Raw genomic sequence first — 21,269 nt, 5'->3', positions numbered from 1 at the left:
CAACGTGGGCCTGTGGCTGCACGACCAACTGGATGAATTGGCTCAAGAACTATCCTGGGTGCTGATGCCAGCCTTTACCCCAGCCGCTTCTGCGATGCGATCGGCGGTCGAAGAATTTCAAGCTGTGACCCACCAACTCGAAGCTGCCGGATTGGCGATCGCCCCTGAAGCGCGTGGTGCCTATCGCGACCTGCGTTGGGGTAACGTTGCCCTGCGGCTCTACGTCATGACCTGGGCGTTGCCCTTCGACCCCGGTGCCCCCAACCAACCCCCAGAATGGTCACTGCTGCTGATTTTGGGCGCACAACCCAGCACCTCTTTACCGCTGGGGGTAGGGCTGAGAGTTCAAGATCAGATGCAAGTGTTGGTCGAACGTGTTTTTGGCGAAACGTCCCAAGACAGCTACCTCTATGCCCGTGTTGTCGGCACCTGGGACGAACAATTTTGGGTGACCCTCAACCTGGCAAATGGCGTCGTCATTACCCTGCCACCCTTCAGCTTTGACCCCGATCGCGTGGAATAAGGGATTACAGGATGGTAAAGGTTTAAGTTTTGAATCACCGTTCGCTGTTAAGGACTTGCATGAAAATAAAATACTTGCGTGAAAATAAAATACGTGTGGTGCGTTACGGCTAGCGCCTAACACACCCTACGAACTCCCTCCCTCATCTCCCTCACCTCCCCTATCTCCCTCATCTCCCCCACCCCCCTTACCTCCCCTCCTCCCATGCCCTCTTCCTCCGCCGAGCCATTGCGCCTGAAAGTACAGCAGATTGAAAAAGTTTGTCTGTTTGAACTGTCTTGGGGACGAGGACAGCAACTTTCGGCGACGCTGCCTTATCCGCCGATGCTAACGGCGTTGTATCAAGAATGGCGACGGGTGTATCTGAGTTTTTATGAAACGGTACGAATGCCCTTGCCCGCGACGAGTGCGATCGCCCCTATGGATGCATCGCTCGATATCGACCCCAATACTCACTTGCCCATGCGTGGACGGGCAGCGGAAAGTGGTAGCATTGCCCCCCCTCAGGTCGATTGGCATGCCCGCTTAGTGGAAGCAGAAGCGAAATTGCTGTATGAGTTTTATCGCTGGCTGCGAAGTGCTGAATTGTTTGACATTCGGGCGCGTATCGCGCAGGGCAATGGGGAACTATCGCCACCCAATTCCCATGTTGATGTGTTTCTCACCTGTTTGCCGCTGGCGTTAGCCCGGTTCCCCTGGGAAGCGTGGGAAATTGGCACAGAATTTGGGTCAACCAAAACGATCCGGATTGTCCGCACCCCTGCCAATATTCGAGCAGAAGCTTCTCATGCCAAACCCGTATCCCATCGTCGTAAAGCCAGAATTTTGGCAATTTTGGGAGATGATACAGGGCTAAATTTTCATAGAGATCAGGAAGCGGTGCGATCGCTGTCGCGCATTGCTGAAGTTCGGTTTATCGGTTGGCAACCCGGACAAACTCCGGCAGATGTCAACGATCAGATCAGTCGGGCGATCGCCGATGATGAAGGCTGGGATGTCTTGTTTTTTGCGGGTCATAGTAACGAAACTCAGATCACCGGCGGCGAATTGGCGATCGCCCCAGGTACGTCGATTCGAATTAGTGAAATTGCTGCCCAATTGACCCAAGCCAAAGATAACGGGCTTCAGTTTGCCATCTTCAACTCTTGCAGTGGCTTGAGTATTGCCGAATCGTTGATTGACCTGGGTTTGAGTCAGGTCGCTGTGATGCGCGAACCGATCCATAACCAGGTGGCACAAGAATTTTTAGTGCGATTTTTGCAACATTTAGCCCACCATAAAGACGCCCATGAATCGTTATTAGCTGCGTGCCAGTTTCTCAAACTAGAAAAGAATTTTACTTATCCATCGGCTCACTTATTACCATCTTTCTTTCGTCATCCTGATGCAACGCTGTTTCGTATCCAGCCGCAAGGATGGAAGCAAAAACTACAAGCTATTTTACCTACCCCGATACAGGCGATCGCCGTAGCAACAATCTGTAGTCTGAGCTTAGTCCCAACCGTACAAAATGTTTTATTAGATCGCCGAGTCTGGGTTCAAGCGGTTTATCGAGATCTGACGCAACAGCTACCGCAGATGATCACGCCACCCGTGACGCTGATACAAATTGATGAGAAGTCAATTCGGCTATCGCAGATGAGCGATCCCAATCCGCTCGATCGCGCCTACCTGGCAGATTTGATCGATCACCTTGTCCAAAATAATGCCCCGATTGTGGGTATTGATTACCTGCTCGATCGCCAGCAAACGGGCAACGATCCGATCTTGGGTCAGTCTGTGCGAACGGCGATCGCAGACCACGCAACCTGGTTTGTATTTGCAGCAATTTTAACGGCTGAAGGAGAAACTGGAGTCGGTGAAGCTACCGGCATTGCTGACCCCAACTGGAGTTTGCAAGGCACCATCAATAGCTTTCCAACCCATGTCCAGCTACCTCGTAGCTCGGATGTGTGTGAGCAATCGTGTCCTTTTGCTTATTTGCTCTCGCTGGTGGCAGCAACCCGGCAAGAGGCGCAAACTCCAGCGCCACCGAAACCTGATCTCGACAGTGCCACGGCTTTGCGGGCTCAGCTGCTACACGCCAGTCTGCAACAGGTGTCTCCTGACAGTCTATCCGCTCAACTCCGGCAAACCCATTTCCACCCCATCACAGAGGCGTCTAAAAACTTTAATCAACTCTGGCTGCGTCCAATTATTGATTACTCCATCCCTTCTGATCGGGTCTACGATCGCATTCCCGCCTGGGAACTGTTATCAGACACTCAACTTGATCTGCCGCATCTGTCCCAACAGGTAGCGATTATTGCCCCCGGTGGGTATGCAGAAGCAGGCATTGCTCAAGAGTCAGCCGATAGCTTTCCCATGCCCGATGCGATGGCATATTGGCGCGATCGCCTGCATCCTGAGCTGCCACCTGTTCTCACCGGGGCAGAAGCTCATGCCTATATGATTTATCACCTGCTCAACCGCAACTGGGTCATTCCGGTGCCCGACTTGTGGATGGTCGCTGTTGCCATTGTCTTTGGCAAAGGGGCAGCCAGTTTGATTGAACACCGCCAGCGCAGCCAACCCTGGAGTCGCAAACACCGACGCTATTTTGCGTTGAGTTTGGGCAGTGCCACTGTCCTTTACGGATTGTTTGGTCTACAGGTTTATATTTCTGCGGGTCTTCTCTTTCCCTGGTTGTTGCCCTCGTCTATTTTCTGGACTTATGCCCTCTTAGTCTTAAGGAAGAAACCAAATGACTAGTGTTGACAACACTAAATTGTGCTTGCCCTCAATCGGCTCAAATGCGACTGAGTCTGAATGCAAGCCATCCCCCTCTACGGAGCCATCATCAACTATGAGACGTCCCCTGTTTGTGCCTTCATCATACCTGCGGCGCATGGTCTGCATTGGATCGGGCATGGCGATCGCAGTGTCTCTGGCGCTGCCAACCCTGGCGCAATCCTGGTCTGGAGGGGTCGCTCCGGCTGAGCGATATGCCCAAAACTCTTCGGGCGGTCAGGGCGGAGAACCTCCTTTAGGATCGCGCAATACCGATAATCCACTGGAAGATATTCTTGTGCTGTTGGCGCGTGACGAACCCCCCCTTGGCTCTCGCAGTGCCTATTGTGCTATCAGCCCTGGTTTAGTGGGCAGCACCGATGTCGTCTGGAGCGATCGCCCTATGTTTATCTGGCAGGGGCAAGCTACTCAGATTAAGCTCTACAACTTCGATACCGATGAATTGTTGTGGAGTAAGACTGTAGAACCAGGGATGGAATTTGTCGTGTTTGATGGTGCAGCGTTGCAACCGGGGCAAATGTATACCTGGGAATTGTCTAATGGACAGGCAATTACAGCTTCCTATCTGTTCCAGGTGATGGGTGCTGATCAGCAAGCCCAAATTGCGGCTGAACTGGCTGCCCTGGATGCTCAACTGCAAGCCACAGGTGCCACTGCTGAAACCATTAGTGCGGAGACTGCCCATTACTTTGCTGAGCATGGCTATTGGTCAGATGCATTGCAAACCCTTTATGCCATCGAATCTCCGTCCGCAGAGGTCAGACGAACGCTAGAAGGCATCAGTACCCATCTTTGCACCAATTAGTCTGGGGTTGCCCTGATTGTGAAGTAAGGCTCTGCCTTATACCAATTTGAATTAAGAGGACGACAGATCTCTGTACGGGCTTGGCAGTGCCAAGACCCTCCTGAACTTCGATATGCCCAACAATTCGTTTAGTTTGGTATTACTTCACAATCAGAGTGAATCTTTTGTTTAAGCGATCGCCTGTTTGTTATGAATCGTCTAGATGAACGTTGCCTATCTCTTCTCTAAACCTACTTCTGGATCTGGGGTGCGATCGCAGTCTCATCTCAAACTGCAACGCGGGTATGGCATTGAGGGAGATGCTCATGCTCAGGTGGGCAATCCCCGGCAGGTTTTGATTGTGAGTTTGTCTACGCTTCACGCCTTTGATCTGCAACCAGGGGAATTGCGCGAAAATCTGGTGCTGGATGGAGTCGTTGAGTCATTGATGTCAGGTCAAGTGTTGCACGTTGGCTCACAAGCCGTGATTCGGGTGATGTTTTCGTGCGAACCCTGTAGCGTTTTGAATACGATTCGTCCTGGCTTGATGCGGCAGATCAAAGGGCATCGGGGCGTTTTAGGAATGGTGGTGCAGGATGGCTTGATTCAAGTCGGTGATTCGGTGGCGATCGCCCCTTTCTCATTCCCTGCTTTATCGGACGTTCCCAAAGAGCGATTTTTTGAATTCGTGGCTCGTATTCCTCCCGGCAAAGTCGTCAGAACGTCTGATGTTATCCTTGCTCTGGGTGTGCTGTCTAGCTACTATCGCGCTATTCCTATCCTGATGAAAAAAGCACCTGCTGATCTGCCGGTGCATCGGATTGTGGCACGGGATGCTACTTTACTGACTCAGCATATTCCCCATCAACGCGAGGCATTGCAAGCAGAAGGGATTGAATTGGTCAATCATCAGGTGTCATCTCGCTATTTCTGGAATGCGATCGCCTTTCATGATGTATAGCGCTTTGTAACTGGATAAATTACGGGTGTTGTGTAAGAGCCGCGCGGAGCGCGGCTCTTACACAACAATTTGTACTTTACTAATTGGAAATTGCTGTAAATGTTCGTGCGGGGTAAGACGCCTGTGATGTGACAGAATCTCAGCTTGGGGGATATCCCCCAAACCCCCTTTTTGGGGGACGCCCGCTTCCCCCAAACCCCCTCCGAAGGGTTTAATGGTGGGGTTGGCACGTCGCGCTTCGCATTGCCTTCGCAACGGGCTAGTCGATAGGGGTGGGTGATCTACCTAGATCAGAGGGATGTGTGAAGCCATCAGTTGAGCGATCGCTAAAATCTAATTGCCCACTTTTCTATGTCAACGTGGCGATCGCAGTCTTCTAATAACAAGAAAGCGATCGCACTTTGAAAGAAGAGTGCGATCGCTTTCTACAAATCTGTGATTTTGGGAAGAACTATCCTACCGAAAGAGAGGTGAAGCTAAACCCGAATGACATAATAGTTGTCTGCGTCAAGGCGTCCAGATTGATCAGTGCCATAGAAACGCTTCCCAATAGTGACACCTGACCATTGATCCCATACCCAAAATCCAGATACTCCGTTCTGTGTACCATAACCCGCAAAAATCGCCGTATGTTGGTCCCATACGGTTTTTCCGTTGACAATTACAGGGTTATCGTAAGCGCCATTTGGTCCCAGGAAAGTTGCAATCGCGGTTCCCACAGCAACGTTGCCATTTGCCATGACATTAACTCCTGATTCCCAGTTGGAGGTTGATGACATATTTTCCGTTGCATAAGCCACTAAATCCCAGCATTGAGCACCATAGTATCCATCCATATCCTTACCAGGTTGACCAAGCAACCCCCCACTTGTTAGTTCTGCAAGTTTTGTGGGCGTGACCATTAACCCTGGGGGTGCTGAATTTATGAAGATAGGCTTTGTCTGCATCTGATAATTAGAGAGATAGCCACCATAAAGTTCATCCCTGACAAACTGAGTACCATTCATGTACCAGGTATACACTTCCCCACTGTTTTTACGCCACATCAAATCGATGTTGCCGTCTGCATTGAAGTCACCTGTTCCCTGAAAGGTTATATCTGGTGCTGCCCACTGTAAAACAGATCGCTGTGTATGGTCACGGTCGTACCAGGCAACAATATTGCCATTCGCTAAGCGCCAGATGACATCGGTTTTGCCATCTTTATTCAAATCAGCAAAGCCTTGGAGTTTCGCGCTTGGGTCATAGCCACCATAAAGTTCATCCCTGACAAACTGATTGCCATTCATGTACCAGGCATAAACTTCTCCGCTGTTCTTACGCCACATCAGATCGATGTTGCCATCTGCGTTAAAATCGCCTGTTCCCTGAAAGGTGATATCCGGTGCTGCCCACTGTAGAACAGAACGCTTGGTATGGTCACGGTCATACCAGGCAACAATATTGCCATTTGCTAAACGCCAAATCACGTCGGTTTTGCCATCTTTATTTAAGTCTGCAAACCCCTGCACAGTTGCGCTTGGGTCATAGCCGCCATAAAGTTCGGATTTTACAAACTGAGTACCATTCATGTACCAGGCATATACTTCTCCAGTGTTCTTCCGCCACATGATGTCAACATAACCATCCCGGTTAAAATCACCAGTTCCCTGGAAAGTATAATCATTACCTATCTGACCAATCTCAACCCGTTTGGTATGGTCTTTATCAAGCCATAGGATGACTTTGCCGTCAGGGGCACGCCAGACGACATCGGTTTTATCATCTCCATTAAAATCATTGATATTAGCTGCGGTTAGGTCGCGGACAGTCAAGCCACCAGTCTCTTTCCAAGAATTCCAGGTTGCTGTTGATATGTTGGTCAAAGATCGGGTATAGATCCTCTGATCTGTACCTTCGATACCCTGAACGAGTTTGTTACCGAATACCGCCAATGTAGGTGTACTGAAGGTTGTGCCGTTGCCAATCCAAGTTGTCCAGGTCGTTCCATTGGACGTTGAGCGGGTATAAACTTGGTTGTCAATACCCTGAATAGTTTGATAAAGGCGACCATTAAAAACCTCTAACTCAGGGGCATCTAAGGTCGCGCCATTGGCAGCCCAAGCCGTCCAAGTCGTTCCATTAGACGTTGAGCGCATATAAACTTGGTTGTCAGTACCGCGCATAGTTTGGTAGAGCCGATTATTGAACACTTCTAATTCAGGCGTATCCGACGTAGCACCATTAGCAACCCAAGCCGTCCAAGTCGTTCCATTAGACGTTGAGCGTGTATAAACTTGGTTGTCAGTACCGCGAATGGTTTGGTAGAGGCGATTATTAAACACTTCTAATTCAGGCGTATCCAACGTAGCACCATTCGCAACCCAGGTCGTCCAAGTCGTTCCATTGGCTGAAGAGCGAGTATAAACCTGGTTATCTGTACCGCGAATAGTTTGGTAGAGCCGATTATTGAATACTTCTAATTCAGGGGTATCTAATGTAGCACCATTCGCAACCCAGGTCGTCCAAGTCGTTCCATTGGCTGAAGAGCGAGTATAAACCTGGTTATCTGTACCGCGAATAGTTTGGTAGAGCCGATTATTGAATACTTCTAATTCAGGGGTATCTAATGTAGCACCATTCGCAACCCAGGTGCTCCACGTTAGACCATCGGCTGAAGAGCGAGTATAGACACTGTTATTCATGCCGCGCATGGATTGATACAGACGCCCATTAAACACAACAGCCTCCACTCTAGACATCTCAATCGTTAGAGTTTTGCCATCGATAAAAATGGTTGAATGATCATCCTCAGCTTTCAACTCTAATAACTCGCCTGTACTGATGGCAATGCCTCGAACCTCACGGGAGAAAATGTCGCCTTCGTCGCCAGCTGAGTCAGTGGTGTTAATTTGGGCATCGATGAAGTGTCCAGTTTCTTCAAGAATGACGCCCGTGATGGCATCAACATTATGTGCATTTTGGTTGAGGTAATCTCTGGATAGATAAATCGTGTTGGTCTCAGCGCTGAAAGCGCCATAGGCTCCAGTCAGGTCGTCTCCTGAGCAGACTTGAATGTGGGGCAGTTTGCTGAAATCTTGATTAGCCCATTGGGCTGAAAGTGCGATCGCTTCTTGGGTGTTGTAGTTGTTGCCAAAAGCAGTCTCCATGGAAGCAGAAAAGTCTAGGCTCGTGGCGAAAGCTTTCAGGTATTGTTCTGCTAGCTGTAAGGCTTGTTCCAGGGTATCTCGGTTGGCGTGACCGCTCGACGATGGAGGATGGGGTAGCGTGATCTCGAAAGGGGAAGCGTTGCGGTTTAGAGCGGTTAGAGGAGTGGTAGCTGATAACTCGGAATTGGCATGACGCAAGTTGTCGGAGTTTGAGTTGCTTAGCATTGTTTTGAATGGATTATTGAGCTGAGATAAAACAAGGGGTTGAAATGAATCTCTTCAATCCTTGTTATGCCCCGAGCAAATCCAGGTCACGCTCAAAGGTTAAATTCTTTAATCCAGGTTTAAAGTGACTCTTTGAGCCAGTGGTTTCACTGCATCAAGCAAATTTTGGATAATTTTGAATACTGAAGCAGTACTGATGGTTTAAAGATTTCCATTTATAAAACTTTGCGGGTTTTACAGTGTGAACCCCATGCCCGACAGGTCGAGTTCTGTCCAGCCTTCCGCCGCTGCCTGGTCGATGAGTGCAAGCAATTCGTCCTGGGTCATCATGGTTTCTGGGGCAATTCAAAGGGTATGTGAGATCCCCGGCATTTTTTGAAAATACTGGGGATGCGTGGATTGGGGATGGTTGGCTCACCCGTTTTATCGCATCGGAGAGATGCGGATGGCATTAGAATGTTAGCAAACCTGTGTGGGTCAAGATTTCTCGGTCAACCCAGCGGACGTGAGGGATAGTATGGCGATCGCATCACCAGAACCAACAACTGAACTTCCATACCCTGCGATCGGAGAAAAGCGGGTCGTGATTCGAGGAATTTCGTGGGGGTCATACCTGCAAATTTTGGCTGCATTGCCCCAATCTCGGGGTTCTCGCCTCACTTACGACGAGGGAATGCTAGAAATTACCATGCCACTCGAAGATCATGAGTTCTATCGGAGCTTGATTGAACGGTTCATTGTCACGCTGATCGAATCTTTGGGAATGCGGGTAAAGTCGATGGGTTCAACGACCATGAATTATCCCGGTTTGAAGAAGGGAGCCGAACCTGATAGTGCCTATTACATTCAACATCAACCGTTGGTGAAAGGTCGCCATGTCGATTTTTCCCAAGATCCACCGCCCGATTTAGTGGTTGAAGTAGACATTACCCATACGGATATTCAGAAAAATCAGTTTTATGCCACGATTGGAGTGCCGGAATTTTGGCGGTTTAATGGCAAAGTCTGGCGAATTTATCAGCTTCAGTCAGGGGTTTATGTTGAGGTGAGTGTTAGCCCCACCTTTTCGCAAGTGCCCAAAGAATGGTTGTATGCGTTTTTAGACCAGGCTAAAGAGGATGAGATTGAGGCAGTGCAAGCGTTACGTGCCCGATTTTAAGGATCAAAATTGATGAACCTGTAATTCGTTTTGAGAGGGCGACGGCGGAGCCGTCGCCCTCCCGAAAAGAATTCGGTTTGATGAAATCCATGTTCCTACGCAGTTACGTTGCAGGCTTTTTGCGACCGCAATAGTGGATCAACAAGACGAATAACAATGTTCCGGTAAGGTATTTGATTGGGTCTGGGATAAATGGATTGGGGGAGAAGAATCCTTCGATGGTTCCGGCAATCACCAGCATCGGCACGATGCCATAGACCAGTTGCACCGCTTGGGCACCGTAGTAGCGCAGGGCATCAATGCGTTTATATGTGCCGGGAAACAGAAGGGCGCGCCCGATGAGCAATCCGGCTCCACCGGAGAGGAAGATGGCGGGTAGTTCTAAAGAACCATGCGGCAAGACAAATGCCCAAAAGGGATATGCCAGGTTGTTTTGCCCGACTAAGGTGGCGATCGCCCCAATCAATATGCCATTGAACGCCAGAATATAACTGGTAAATGCACCGGCAGTCATACCTCCGGCGATCGCCCGAAAGCATACCGTCAGGTTATTCACCATAATGCTGCTGGATGCCAGGGGTTCGGTGCCGACAATCGAACCCATCCATAGTTTTCCTTCATCGCGTACCATCTGGATTAACTCGGTCGGCACTACCAAGTTTAAAAACTGCGGATCGCGCCAGGAAAACCACCAGGCAATTATGCCACTGATGACAAAAATCGCGGTTGCCAGGGTTGTGTAGAGGGCAGTTTGCTGGACGACTGCCGGAAATCCCCACAGGCAAAATTCTCGGACGGTTTGCCATTCTTGTCGCCGAGAACCCTGGTAAATCTGGTTGTAGCTACGAGATGTCAGGGCTTGCAAATCGTGTGCCAGGGTTTGACTCACCTGATTTGTTCTGATTCGTGCCAAATCTGCCGAAACAGATCGATATAAACTGGCTAATAGCTTAATCTCATTCGCCTGTAGTGACTTCAATCCTTTTTTCTCGACTTGCTTGAGCAGCGCATCCAGGCGCTTCCAGTCTGGTTCTCGTCGGGCAATCCACCGTTGGACGTTCATAGGCAATGTATTGAGCAATATCCCTCTCTTCAAGGAGTCTAACTCATGACCCAGAGTCCTGCTCCCCCCAGCTCTCTTAGCCTGATCGAACTGCTAACCGTCGGGAACGTGGTCACTGCGGGTTTACAACTCTATCGCTTTCGCTTTAAAGCCTATTTGGGCATTGCGGCGATCGCCATTTTGTGGGCTTTATTGCCGTTTGTCGTGTTGATTCCCATTGTGCTGCTGTTGGTCAATGATGCTGGCAAAACTCCGGCGCTCTGGCTCATGCTCCTGGCGTGGACAGTTTTGTTGTCCTATGGGGCGGCTCAGTCGTTGTCTGAAATTGCCCTGATCTCGCGGCTGGCGTTTGGTGAACTGGTTAACCAACCGGAAACGGTGCGGGCTGCCCGCCGCCATGCCAAAGCTCGGGTGTGGGGGTTTTTGATTGTTTCCTCGCTGGTGATTGCCATTCTATTTGGCGCTTCCATGGGGCTATATATCCTGGTTACCATCGTCATCACGATTGCTTCGGTCGTTGTGATGGTTCCCTTTGGGGTGCTGGCACCCAATGCCGGACCCAATCCGTGGGTAATTGGGGTTGCGATCATTTTGGGCATCACTGTCTTATTTTTCTTTGCTACTGCCCTGAGCTGGTTTTTTGCCCGGTTTACAATCGCTGAAGTTCCCTTAGCCGTTGAAACTGGAATTGGTGCATCGACCTCCGTCGGTCGCAGTTGGAATCTGACGCAAGGTAACGCTATGCGAATTTTGCTGATATGGTGGGTTGCGTTTTTAATTACTATTCCCATTCAGGCGATTGTGCAAATTAGTTTTGCTGTGATTCAGGTGCTGTTGGGTCGGGTTGTAGCACAAGGCACGCCTGGGTTTGTCTCGCTGTATCTTTTAGTGTTATATGGCGTTGCGTTGCTGTCTAGCATTGTTCTAATTCCGTTTTGGCAATCGGTCAAGGCGGTCATTTATTACGATCTGCGTAGCCGCCGAGAAGGATTGGGGTTGCGGTTGTGCGATCGCAACCTGACTGACCGAGATAGTTTTGATAGCCTTTAGAGTGGGAACTGTCATGCGCCTCTTTAACCACGTCACCCTCAGAACTCCCGAAAGTGTCGAACTCGAATTTACCCTGGCAGGCATTGGCAATCGGGCATTTGCGTTGTTTATCGACTACATCATCCTGGGCATAGGGTTGGCTCTATTTCTCATGGCCTGGGCATTGTTTTCAACGCAACTGTTGCTGTATTTGGAGGCAACTGATATCAACTACAGCGGTTTGCCCAACTGGTTGCTGGCGATCGCCCTGCTTCTGACGTTTGCTATTTTTGTTGGCTACTTCATCTTTTTTGAAACCTTAGGGCAAGGCAGAACGCCAGGAAAACGATTTGCTCACATCCGCGTCATTCGCGATGATGGTCGCCCTGCTCGATTGGGGCAGGCAACTCTGCGGGCGATGCTGCGTCCGGTCGATGATCTGCTGTCATTAGGGGTTGTGTTGATTATTTTAGGGAAGCGCGAGAAACGTTTGGGAGATTGGGTTGCCGGAACCCTGGTGATTCAAGAAATCAGACCCGTGGTGAAAAAAACGCTGGGACTGGCGGAGCAATCCCCCGATATCGCCCAACAATTGCTCAATCAATCTAATATGGCTGCATTACTTCCCGATGATTTTGCCGTTATTCGCGATTATCTCCATCGGCGATCGCTGATGGATACCAGTGCTAGAGGTCAATTGAGCCTCCAACTTGCCCGTCAGCTAAAAGATATCATTGCTCTGGAAAAACTGCCCCAAGATATGACCCCTGATCTGTTTTTAGAAGCGGTCTATCTGGCATACCAACAACAATCATGATGCATCGCCTCTTTCTATCATCCTTTAAATTCTTTGTCCTTTCGCCAGGAGATCCCGCAACGTGAATTTTGGTCAGTGGTTGGGTGTTATTTGTCTGGCGATCGCGCTGATCATTCTCTGGCAAATCCGGGAGCTATTGTTGTTGATTTTTGCGGCAGTTGTTTTAGCAACCGCCCTCAATAGCCTGGTACGACGGCTCCAAAAATCAGGGTTAAAGCGTGGCTTTGCGGTATTAATGACGTTGGGAATGACGTTGTTTCTAGGCATTTTGTTTGCAGGCTTGATTGTGCCACCGTTTGTCAATCAGTTTGTCGAATTGGTCAAAATTCTACCCAGTGCGGTGATTCAAATCCTGGCACGTCTGGATAACTTGATCTTGCAGCGACCATCCTGGTTTCCCGAAGTCCAGCTCCCCAGTACTTCTGATCTCACCCAGCAATTGCAACCTGTTGCTCAAGATCTGATTCAAGAACTGTTTGCCTTTTTCTCTAATTCGCTGAATGCGTTATTAAAACTGTTATTAGTCGTGATTTTGACCTTAATGATGTTGGCAGACCCTGAAGCCTATCGCAATGCCTTCATTCGTTTGTTTCCATCCTTTTATCGGGTGCGGGCAGATGAAATTATGTTGAAGTGCGAAGTTGCGTTGGGCAACTGGTTGGCAGGGTTATTAATTAGTTCTTCGTTTGTGGCAGCGTTGAGTGGGGTGGGCTTGTGGATTTTGCAAATCCGGTTTGTTTTGGCACATGCGCTGTTGGCAGGGTTGCTGAATTTCATTCCTAATATCGGACCAACCCTCAGCATTGGCTTTCCGCTAACAGTAGCCTTGTTGGATGCTCCCTGGAAGGCGATCGCTGTTCTGATTCTTTACTTCTTTATTCAACAAATTGAAAGCTACTTGCTCACGCCCACCGTGATGGCACAGCAAGTATCGCTTTTACCGGCGTTAACCCTGATTGCTCAGATTTTCTTTGCCAGCTTCTTCGGTATTTTAGGATTGCTGCTGGCTCTACCGTTGACGGTGGTTGCCAAAACCTGGATCGAAGAAGCCTTGATGAAAGATATTCTCGATCGCTGGCATCGCCAACCCTCTAACTCGTTCCTTGGACACCTTCCCGCCAGCAATCTCGCCCCTCAACTGCCTGCGGCACCTGACATCATCCCTCCGTCTGTTCCGACTGAACCGACAGATAAACCGCCTGGGGCATCGGCTCCAGTCGTAGTCGAGGCACCTACGGATGAATCAAAATAGGCATTGCTGAAGATCGGAATGAATCTGAAGGTTTCACCTTTAAATTTGTCCTTCCAATCAGTAACGCCTAACAATACAACTATGGATGGCATCATACCGAGGATCTGTAATGGAAAATTGGCAGGCAATTTGGGCTACGGTAACCTTCATGGGCGTGATTGTACTCGTCATGACGGAATGGATACAGATGACGGTTGCTGCCTTGTTAGGCGCATTGTTGTTAGTGTTTGTCCATGTGATGACATTAACAGAAGCGATCGCTTACATCAGCAATAGCTACTCGACCCTGGCATTGTTTTTTGGCGTGATGGTGTTAGTGCGGGCATTTGAACCTACAAAAGTGTTTAGCTACCTGGCAACTCAGATTGTAATTTTGGCACGCGGCAGTGGGAAGCGCTTGTTACTGGGAATTGTGGCGATTACGACACCGATTTGTGCTGTGTTGCCCAACGCTACAACCGTGATGTTATTGGCTCCGTTGATTCCACCCATGGCGGCAGAAATCGGCATTGATTTTGTGCCGTTGCTGATTTTGATGGTTGTGGTTGCCAACAGTGCTGGACTGCTGACATTGGTTGGAGATCCTGCCACGTTTATTGTGGGCGATGCCATCAATATCAGTTTCATTGAATATCTTCAGCGGTTAAGTTTGGGGGGTGTCGTGGCGATCGCCACGATTGTCGTAATGATTCCTGTGCTGTTTCCTAAAATCTGGCGCACCCAAATCGACGACTTAGAACAACTGCCCCACCCCACTATCAACCATCCGCGCGTTTTGCTCATGGGTGCCCTGATCGTGACCTTCGTCTTAACCTTTTTTGTCATTGGTGAAACATTGCCTGTCCCCCTTTCACCGGCTGCTGTTGCCTTAATGGGAGCAGCACTGGCATTGCTCCTGGCGCACCACAGCAAGATTGACACAGTCAACAATATTTTGCGCGATGTAGATTGGAGCACCCTGATCTTTTTTATGTCGATTTTTGTCTTGATTGGGGGATTGGAGAAAACAGGTGTAATTGCAGCACTATCAGGATTGCTGGCTATCCTCTTGGGCAAAAATATCCTGCTTGGATCCATTGCCTTGCTATTTGTCATCGGTCTTCTCTCCAGTGTGGTGCCCAATATCCCCTTAGTCGTGGCAATGGTGCCCTTACTCAAGCAATATTTGGTGAATATTGGTGTGGTTTCGTCAGACGTACTCAGCCCCACCTTTCAAGGACAGTTTGATCCAGAACTATTGCCCTTGTTTTACGCCATGATGTTTGGGGCAACTTTAGGGGGCAACGGAACGCTGGTGGGTGCCTCTGCCAATATTGTTGCGGCGGGTATTTCTGAGCAACATGGACGCCGCATTCCCTTTAAGACCTTTCTGCGCTACGGCTTGCCCGTGATGACGATGCAACTGATCACAGCTGCTTTGTATGTGGTGATTCGTTTCTTTTTACCCGTTGGTCATCTGTCAGGGCAATAGGTAAACAAGTTGTGCGGACTTTGTCTATAGGAATTTTCAATGGCGTGAAGTAAGCGTTTTTTGTGTGAGAGCCTCGCGGAGCGAGGCTCTCACACAAAAAACACATCTATCTAAGCGCAAAGCACTACATTCATAGCGCTGGGTGCAATCCAGTTGGGACAGATGATGGATTGAAATGCTTCATCCCGCGCAGTGTTTCAATCAATCCCCTTTCTGTGATCTATGGCGTGATATCTCAATGCGATCGCCAAAAAAAGGGCATTGCTCAATAGTGGTATGAATTTGAACGTGAAACCTTTGGTTTCACGTTCAAATTCATACCCAAAATCAGCAACGCCAAAAAAAGAGTGTGGGATATACTGCTCAGCAGCACTTCCCACACTCTTTGGGTTGGAATCCTGGTGTTTAAACAGCGGCGAAGTATTCTTTAGACTTCACCGGGTCGGGATTCATGGTCTTGTCGCCGGGTTGCCAACCCGCAGGACAGACTTCATCGGGGTGAGATTGGACGTGTTGAATAGCTTGCAGGGTGCGCAGCGTTTCATCGACACTGCGACCAAAGGCTAGATTGTTGATGGTTGCATGTTGAATCACACCATCTTTATCGATAATGAACAGACCTCGTAAGGCAATGCCCGCGTCGGGGTCAAGAACGTTGTAAGCAGAACTGATTTCTTTTTTGATATCGGCAACCAGGGGATAGTTGAGGTCGCCCACACCGCCGCTCTTGCGATCGGTCTGAATCCATGCCAGATGAGAAAACACACTATCGACAGAAGCACCTAACACTTCGGTATTGAGGGCTTTAAATTCTTCGTAGCGATCGCTAAATGCAGTGATTTCTGTCGGGCAAACGAACGTGAAGTCCAGGGGGTAAAAGAACAGAACAACGTACTTACCGCGATAATCAGATAGTTTGATGGTTTTAAACTCTTGATCGATCACAGCATCAGCAGTGAAATCAGGTGCAGATTGACCAACCCGGAGACATCCTTCGGAACCATGGGTCATACTTTCTCTCCTTAATAACTTAGGTCTACTGTCTACTGTTGTCTACTGTGTACAGCCCCAGCACAGCATGACAGTAGCCACACTGAGCCGTTGTACGTATGGGTTACAAACCGTTACGAATATATCATAGTCATAACGATTTTGAGTAAAATCTAAAGTTTTCTTGAAGAGTATAGCAGTCGCTCAGTAACTTGCCGCACTTTTCTAGTCAAGAGTGGCGATCGCCAGTTTAATGTCGCTGACCAGTTGATCGATACGGCTCTGGGTCGTTGCCCAGGAGCACATCAATCGAGCGCCCCCCACGCCAATGAAGGTGTAGAACTGCCAGTGTCGGTCTTTGAGGAATTGCAAGACAGGTTCTGGTAAGGCAACAAAGACGGAGTTAACCTGGCGCGGAAACATCAACGTCACTTCGGGAATATTGGCTAACTGTTGTTCTAAATAGGCGGCACAATCGTTGGCATGACGGGCATTGCTCAGCCATGCGCCCGTTTCCAGTAAGCCTAAAAAGGGTGCAGCAATAAATCGCATTTTGGATGCCAGTTGTCCGGCTTGTTTGCAGCGATAGGCAAAGTCTTCTGCCAGGGGTTTATCGAAAAACAGGATGGCTTCGCCCAGCGCCATGCCATTTTTTGTGCCCCCAAAACACAACACATCCACACCGCGCTTCCAGGTTAGCTCTGCCGGACTGACCTGCATCGCTGCGATCGCATTGGCAAATCGGGCTCCGTCCATATGGATTTTTAAGTCATGGGTTTGGGCGATCGCTTGAATTGCGTCTAATTCATCCAGGCTATAAAGGGTACCCAATTCGGTCGGTTGGGTAATGCTGATAACTTTGGGTTTGGGGTAGTGAATATCTAAGCGTTTAGTGGCGATCGCTGCAATTGATTCAGGCGTTAGCTTGCCATTCTCACCCTTACCCAACAATAGTTTGGAGCCATTGGAAGCAAATTCTGGTGCGCCACATTCATCGGTTTCAATATGCGCCGTTTCATGGCAGATGACACTGTGGTAAGACTGGCAGAGCGACGCTAGAGACAAGGAATTGGCAGCAGTACCATTGAAAACAAAAAAGACATCACAGTCTGTTTCAAATAGCTCCCGAAATGAGTCTGCTGCGCGTTGCGTCCAGTCATCATTGCCATATGCCATGGCACTACCAATATTGGCTTTGGCAATATACTCCATCACTTCTGGGCAAATGCCCGAATAGTTGTCGCTGGCAAACTGGTCGAGTGCGCTCTCCATGCAGGTATCGCCATAAATACAAGGATTGTGTGAGAGCCGCACAGCGTGCGGCTCTCACACAATACCGTAATCGATCTCCGCAGGAAATGCTATCAAAAACCAGCGTTTCTGCACGGTTAGGACGCTTAAAAAAGAGTTTGATTCACTTTTATGAGACGGCACGGCTCTACCGCGCCGTCTCATAAAAGGGATGGATTTTAATGTTGTCAGGATACTTACCGAACCGCAGACAATACATCCGGTGGAATTAGTACTTCATCGATCGCATGAATCACCCCATTTTCGGCTTCCATATCAGCATCTACCACGCGCACATCATTGACGTAAAGATTGCCGCTGCGTCGGGCAATTTCTACCTCGCTGCGTTCTAAGGTGCGAACGTTCATGGAACCGCTAATGGTATCAGCTGTCATCGGTTCTGCGGCAGCAATCACATGATATGCCAACACTTTTGCCATCAGGTCGCGATCGCCTTGCAGTACCGTCATAATATTGGCTGGAACAGCGGCAAAGGCTGCATCGGTGGGGGCAAAGACCGTAAACCGACCGTAGCCTCTGAGGTCTTCGGTCATGCCCAATTCGTCTAACAAGCTCAGTAGGGTCGTGAAGGAGCCGTCTGCCATTGCTACATCGACAATATCTCCGGCTTCAGCCACCAGTGTTCCAGTAGTGCTAAGCGATGATGACAATCCTGCCTGGGCGATCGCCCCATCTGTTGCCGGAGCCACCGTTGTCCAACCCTTGCTGGCACTGAACAATAAGCCCACCGTCATCAACCCGATCATGCCAAAGGTACGCACAGAAAAGCGATCGAACCGAGTATTCATAGCCAATCCCCTGAATGCAGATGTTACGAAAACCGTTGAGTTCGCACGAGACGCGAAAGCAAGTCACGTGTTGTGACGTTTGCCACGCGATATAGTTCCGCAAGATAGAATTTCGCTCTGGGGCGTCCTGAAAAATAATATCTCACAAACCCGAAGATTGATTTTTGGAAGCGCGGCAACGCCGCGCTTCCAAAAATCAATCTTCGGGGTTTATTTAATTTGTGAGTTTTAGAAAGTAATGGCACCGGCAAGGCGAATATCCGAGCCATCTTGATTGGTGTGATAGGTAAATTGTTCGCTATCCGCTTCAACGACGATGCGCCAACCATCAATAGCAATTTCAGTGCACGCGCCATTGGGACCCGGATCGATACCCAGGCAACCATTCCATACTTGTGATTCTGCTTCGACTACCTTCAAGTTTTCGACCGGGATGCCAGAACGGTCTGAGGCTGCCTGCAAAACGCGATCGCGCACCGTGCGAGGCAAGCCAGCTTCACTCCGGCTTTCCATCCGAATCGTATTGCCAGTGGTATCAGTGCGATAAAACCAACTGCGATCGCCATTGGTGACTTCTACCCGCCATCCTTCAACGGTCGTAGCGGCACAGAGTTCAACAGGTGAGCCTAAACCCAAACAACTATCCGACCAGGTTTGGTAACGATAGCCAATGACTTGCACATCACGACGAGCCACGTTAAGGTGGGCTGCCAGTGCCTGACGTACCTTGCGGGCAATAGGGCGGGGCAAGCGTTGATGGGCTTGATAGTATTCGGGGCGAACTCGCAGATCCTCTTGGGGCGAACTGTGAGTGGGGCGATCGCCACGCGATTGCTTGAGTTCTTGTAAAGCAGTGCGAGACAACGGTTCTGCCAGTGCAGTTTGGGCGATCGTTGTACCTGCACCTAACAATAGTGCGCCGGTCAATAGTAGCGTTGCCAGCGGTTGAGCGGAACCCTTAGGAGATTGTGTCAAACGAACCATAAATCAAGCGTCCTTTCTTCTTTGTAGCCTTCATTTACAATAACTAGCAAAGCGGACTGACTATGGCTCCGTTACAAAATTGGTGACGCATTGACGTTATTTTTCTGGACAAGCCCCCATCACAGCAGACTACCCAGCAATAACCCCAATCCGGCTCCGGCTGGCACCAATTGCCAGGTAGGAATTTTGTAGCGCAATAGAGCCACCAGAGCCATGATGCCGATGGTGATGGTGCCAAGCGTTGTGGTGAGTTGATCATGTACAAACGCAGACTGTGCTAAAGGAATGGCAGCAGCGGCGATCGCTCCTAAAACGGCGGGCATCACCCCTTTGAGGAAGGCTTTGATCCAGAGATTTTGGCGCAGGCGCAGCAGGATGGGCGATGCCAGCATGATAAACAGAAAAGATGGAGTAAAGATGGCGATCGCAGATACCAGTGCCCCCAAAATACCGGCGACTTTATAGCCAACAAACGCAGCCGTCAGTACCACCGGCCCCGGACTTAACTGCCCGATGGCTACACCATTGATAAATTCTTCGCGGGTTAACCACTGGAAGGTTTCGACCACTTCACTTTCCAGTAACGGAATGATCACCAAGCCACCCCCAAAAATGAAACTACCTACTTTGAGAAAAAACAAACCCAGGGGTAGCCCAAACGTTTGAATCCGTTCCCAGCCCCAAATGCCAGACAGCGTTAAGCTATCAGCGGGTACATTGGCAAGCAATAACGGTAGGGGTGGCAGTAGCCACCCCTTGACGGATGGTGTATTGGGTGGATATGGGGGTGAAGGCGGTCGGTAAAGCCCGATGCCAATCAATCCGGCACTAATAAATTGCAGCAGAACGTTGACGTTGAAATATACGCTGAGCAAAAAAACACCGAAGGCGATCGCACCACTTGCCCAGGTTTGAATTGTCTTCTGCCCTAGCTTCCAGCAAAATGCCAGAATAATGGCACTGACTACAGGCGAAACTCCCAGAAACAGGGCATTGACCTGCGGCAACCCTTGAAACTTGAAATATCCCCACGATAGTGCCAGCACAATCAAAAAAGCAGGAGCAATGAAAGACAGCCCCGCTACCAATGCACCCCATTGTCCTGCCCGAACATAGCCGGTATAAATGCCCATCTGCGTCGAAGCAGGCCCCGGCAACATTTCACAGATCGCCAACCCCTCAGTAAATTGCTCCTGGGTCAGCCATCCCCGCCGTACCACTGCTTCGTCATTGATCAGGGCAATATGTGCCTGGGGTCCCCCAAACCCAATGGTTCCCAGTCTGAGAAACATCCGACAGAGGTCGAGTAACCGACTCGACCTGGAATCTGATGGATGTTTGACCTCAACGGTAGGTTTTGGGGGTGTCATAGGGTCTTCCGAGCACAAAATTCATTGACCCATTTTACAACTGCGATCGCCAGCTCCATGTCGGGCGCATCACAACGCCAATCCACTAGATCCCTGGCATATTCTAGAAATGCTGGGATCTTAAAATTCTGGGATTGGCAATCCCACCGGATCGCTATGCCAGAATTGAGGATAAAGCCTTTGAGCGAAAATTTACCCCATTGCTACCTATGACTTCATCATCCCCCATCAAACTGACGATCGCCTTCAATGACCCTGATTTAGACCCCGACGAAAGACAAGAACAAGCCCAACAACTCAGAAACGAATTGAAGGACATGGACGAAGTAGAAACGGTTGATCTCGTCCGTGATCCCAATCCACCCAAACAGGGAAAAGGGGCTGGGTTTTTGGTAGGGATGTTGATGGCAGAGGTGAGTAAAGAGAATGCGCTAAAACTGATGGGATTTTTGGGCGATCGCCTGTCTAATAAACCGATCGAACTTTCCGTCGAAGGCAATGGCAAAAAGCTCACGGTCAAAGCCCACAGCCGCGAAGAACTAGAAGCTGCCATCCAAGCAGCCCAAGCGTTTGTTTCTGCCTAAGAGCCGAACCCCGTAAGGG

17 protein-coding genes are annotated in these 21,269 nt (G+C 49.5%); 10 read left to right on the top strand and 7 right to left on the bottom strand.

Going from position 1 to position 21,269, the window contains the following annotated elements; genetic code table 11:
• The 4 genes from ACR6Z4_RS22750 to ACR6Z4_RS22735 form a co-directional block, all read left to right on the top strand.
• Positions 1 to 523: DUF1822 family protein (locus ACR6Z4_RS22750; protein WP_479719615.1), on the top strand; the 523-nt coding region annotated here is incomplete at its 5' end.
• 204 nt (positions 524 to 727) lie between these two features.
• Positions 728 to 3,274 carry a CHASE2 domain-containing protein gene (locus tag ACR6Z4_RS22745; protein ID WP_479719614.1) on the top strand — a complete coding sequence of 849 codons (2,547 nt, stop codon included), beginning with the start codon at positions 728 to 730 and terminating at the stop codon, positions 3,272 to 3,274.
• Between the two features lie 94 nt (positions 3,275 to 3,368).
• Complete coding sequence (locus ACR6Z4_RS22740; RefSeq protein WP_479719613.1) at positions 3,369 to 4,118, top strand: hypothetical protein; 750 nt, start codon at positions 3,369 to 3,371, stop codon at positions 4,116 to 4,118.
• A gap of 202 nt (positions 4,119 to 4,320) precedes the next feature.
• Entirely contained in the window at positions 4,321 to 5,058 is a 738-nt protein-coding gene (locus ACR6Z4_RS22735) for an MOSC domain-containing protein (protein ID WP_479719612.1), read from the top strand.
• A gap of 476 nt (positions 5,059 to 5,534) precedes the next feature.
• Here the strand turns inward: ACR6Z4_RS22735 and ACR6Z4_RS22730 are convergent, their stop codons facing one another.
• Positions 5,535 to 8,432, bottom strand: a complete 2,898-nt coding sequence (locus tag ACR6Z4_RS22730; protein ID WP_479719611.1) for a BPSL0067 family protein — start codon at positions 8,430 to 8,432, stop codon at positions 5,535 to 5,537.
• Between the two features lie 517 nt (positions 8,433 to 8,949).
• Here ACR6Z4_RS22730 and ACR6Z4_RS22725 point away from each other — a divergent pair.
• The gene (locus tag ACR6Z4_RS22725; protein WP_479719616.1) at positions 8,950 to 9,591 is read left to right on the top strand and encodes a Uma2 family endonuclease; all 642 of its coding nucleotides are present in this window, start codon (positions 8,950 to 8,952) and stop codon (positions 9,589 to 9,591) included.
• Between the two features lie 103 nt (positions 9,592 to 9,694).
• Here the strand turns inward: ACR6Z4_RS22725 and ACR6Z4_RS22720 are convergent, their stop codons facing one another.
• On the bottom strand, positions 9,695 to 10,654 hold the full coding sequence (locus ACR6Z4_RS22720) for a stage II sporulation protein M (protein WP_479719610.1): 960 nt from the start codon (positions 10,652 to 10,654) through the stop codon (positions 9,695 to 9,697).
• 45 nt (positions 10,655 to 10,699) lie between these two features.
• On the opposite strand from ACR6Z4_RS22720, the gene ACR6Z4_RS22715 reads away from it, so the two are divergent.
• From ACR6Z4_RS22715 to ACR6Z4_RS22700, 4 genes are all read left to right on the top strand, one after another.
• On the top strand, positions 10,700 to 11,704 hold the full coding sequence (locus ACR6Z4_RS22715; RefSeq protein ID WP_479719609.1) for a DUF975 domain-containing protein: 1,005 nt from the start codon (positions 10,700 to 10,702) through the stop codon (positions 11,702 to 11,704).
• A gap of 13 nt (positions 11,705 to 11,717) precedes the next feature.
• Positions 11,718 to 12,500, top strand: a complete 783-nt coding sequence (locus ACR6Z4_RS22710) for an RDD family protein (RefSeq protein WP_479719608.1) — start codon at positions 11,718 to 11,720, stop codon at positions 12,498 to 12,500.
• 61 nt (positions 12,501 to 12,561) lie between these two features.
• On the top strand, positions 12,562 to 13,752 hold the full coding sequence (locus ACR6Z4_RS22705) for an AI-2E family transporter (RefSeq protein ID WP_479719607.1): 1,191 nt from the start codon (positions 12,562 to 12,564) through the stop codon (positions 13,750 to 13,752).
• 109 nt (positions 13,753 to 13,861) lie between these two features.
• Entirely contained in the window at positions 13,862 to 15,223 is a 1,362-nt protein-coding gene (locus ACR6Z4_RS22700) for an SLC13 family permease (protein ID WP_479719606.1), read from the top strand.
• A gap of 405 nt (positions 15,224 to 15,628) precedes the next feature.
• Here the strand turns inward: ACR6Z4_RS22700 and ACR6Z4_RS22695 are convergent, their stop codons facing one another.
• The 5 genes from ACR6Z4_RS22695 to chrA all read right to left on the bottom strand — a co-directional run bounded on the left by ACR6Z4_RS22695 (position 15,629) and on the right by chrA (position 20,666).
• Positions 15,629 to 16,234, bottom strand: coding sequence for a peroxiredoxin (locus tag ACR6Z4_RS22695; protein ID WP_479719605.1), 606 nt, complete (start codon positions 16,232 to 16,234; stop codon positions 15,629 to 15,631).
• A 204-nt stretch (positions 16,235 to 16,438) separates the two neighbouring features.
• Positions 16,439 to 17,485: a threonine aldolase family protein gene (locus ACR6Z4_RS22690; RefSeq protein ID WP_479719604.1), complete on the bottom strand. Its 1,047-nt coding sequence runs from the start codon at positions 17,483 to 17,485 to the stop codon at positions 16,439 to 16,441.
• Between the two features lie 215 nt (positions 17,486 to 17,700).
• Positions 17,701 to 18,312, bottom strand: coding sequence for a fasciclin domain-containing protein (locus ACR6Z4_RS22685; protein ID WP_479719603.1), 612 nt, complete (start codon positions 18,310 to 18,312; stop codon positions 17,701 to 17,703).
• A 228-nt stretch (positions 18,313 to 18,540) separates the two neighbouring features.
• On the bottom strand, positions 18,541 to 19,296 hold the full coding sequence (locus ACR6Z4_RS22680; protein WP_479719602.1) for a hypothetical protein: 756 nt from the start codon (positions 19,294 to 19,296) through the stop codon (positions 18,541 to 18,543).
• 119 nt (positions 19,297 to 19,415) lie between these two features.
• Positions 19,416 to 20,666, bottom strand: coding sequence for a chromate efflux transporter (gene chrA, locus ACR6Z4_RS22675; protein ID WP_479719601.1), 1,251 nt, complete (start codon positions 20,664 to 20,666; stop codon positions 19,416 to 19,418).
• Positions 20,667 to 20,875: 209 nt separating this feature from the next.
• On the opposite strand from chrA, the gene ACR6Z4_RS22670 reads away from it, so the two are divergent.
• Positions 20,876 to 21,250: a hypothetical protein gene (locus ACR6Z4_RS22670; protein ID WP_479719600.1), complete on the top strand. Its 375-nt coding sequence runs from the start codon at positions 20,876 to 20,878 to the stop codon at positions 21,248 to 21,250.
• The last annotated feature ends 19 nt before the right edge of the window (positions 21,251 to 21,269 follow it).

This window comes from Calyptranema fuscum S582 (assembly GCF_055793305.1).
The sequence above is the reverse complement of the archived record's forward strand: the minus strand, read 5'-3'. Positions and strand labels throughout refer to the sequence as shown.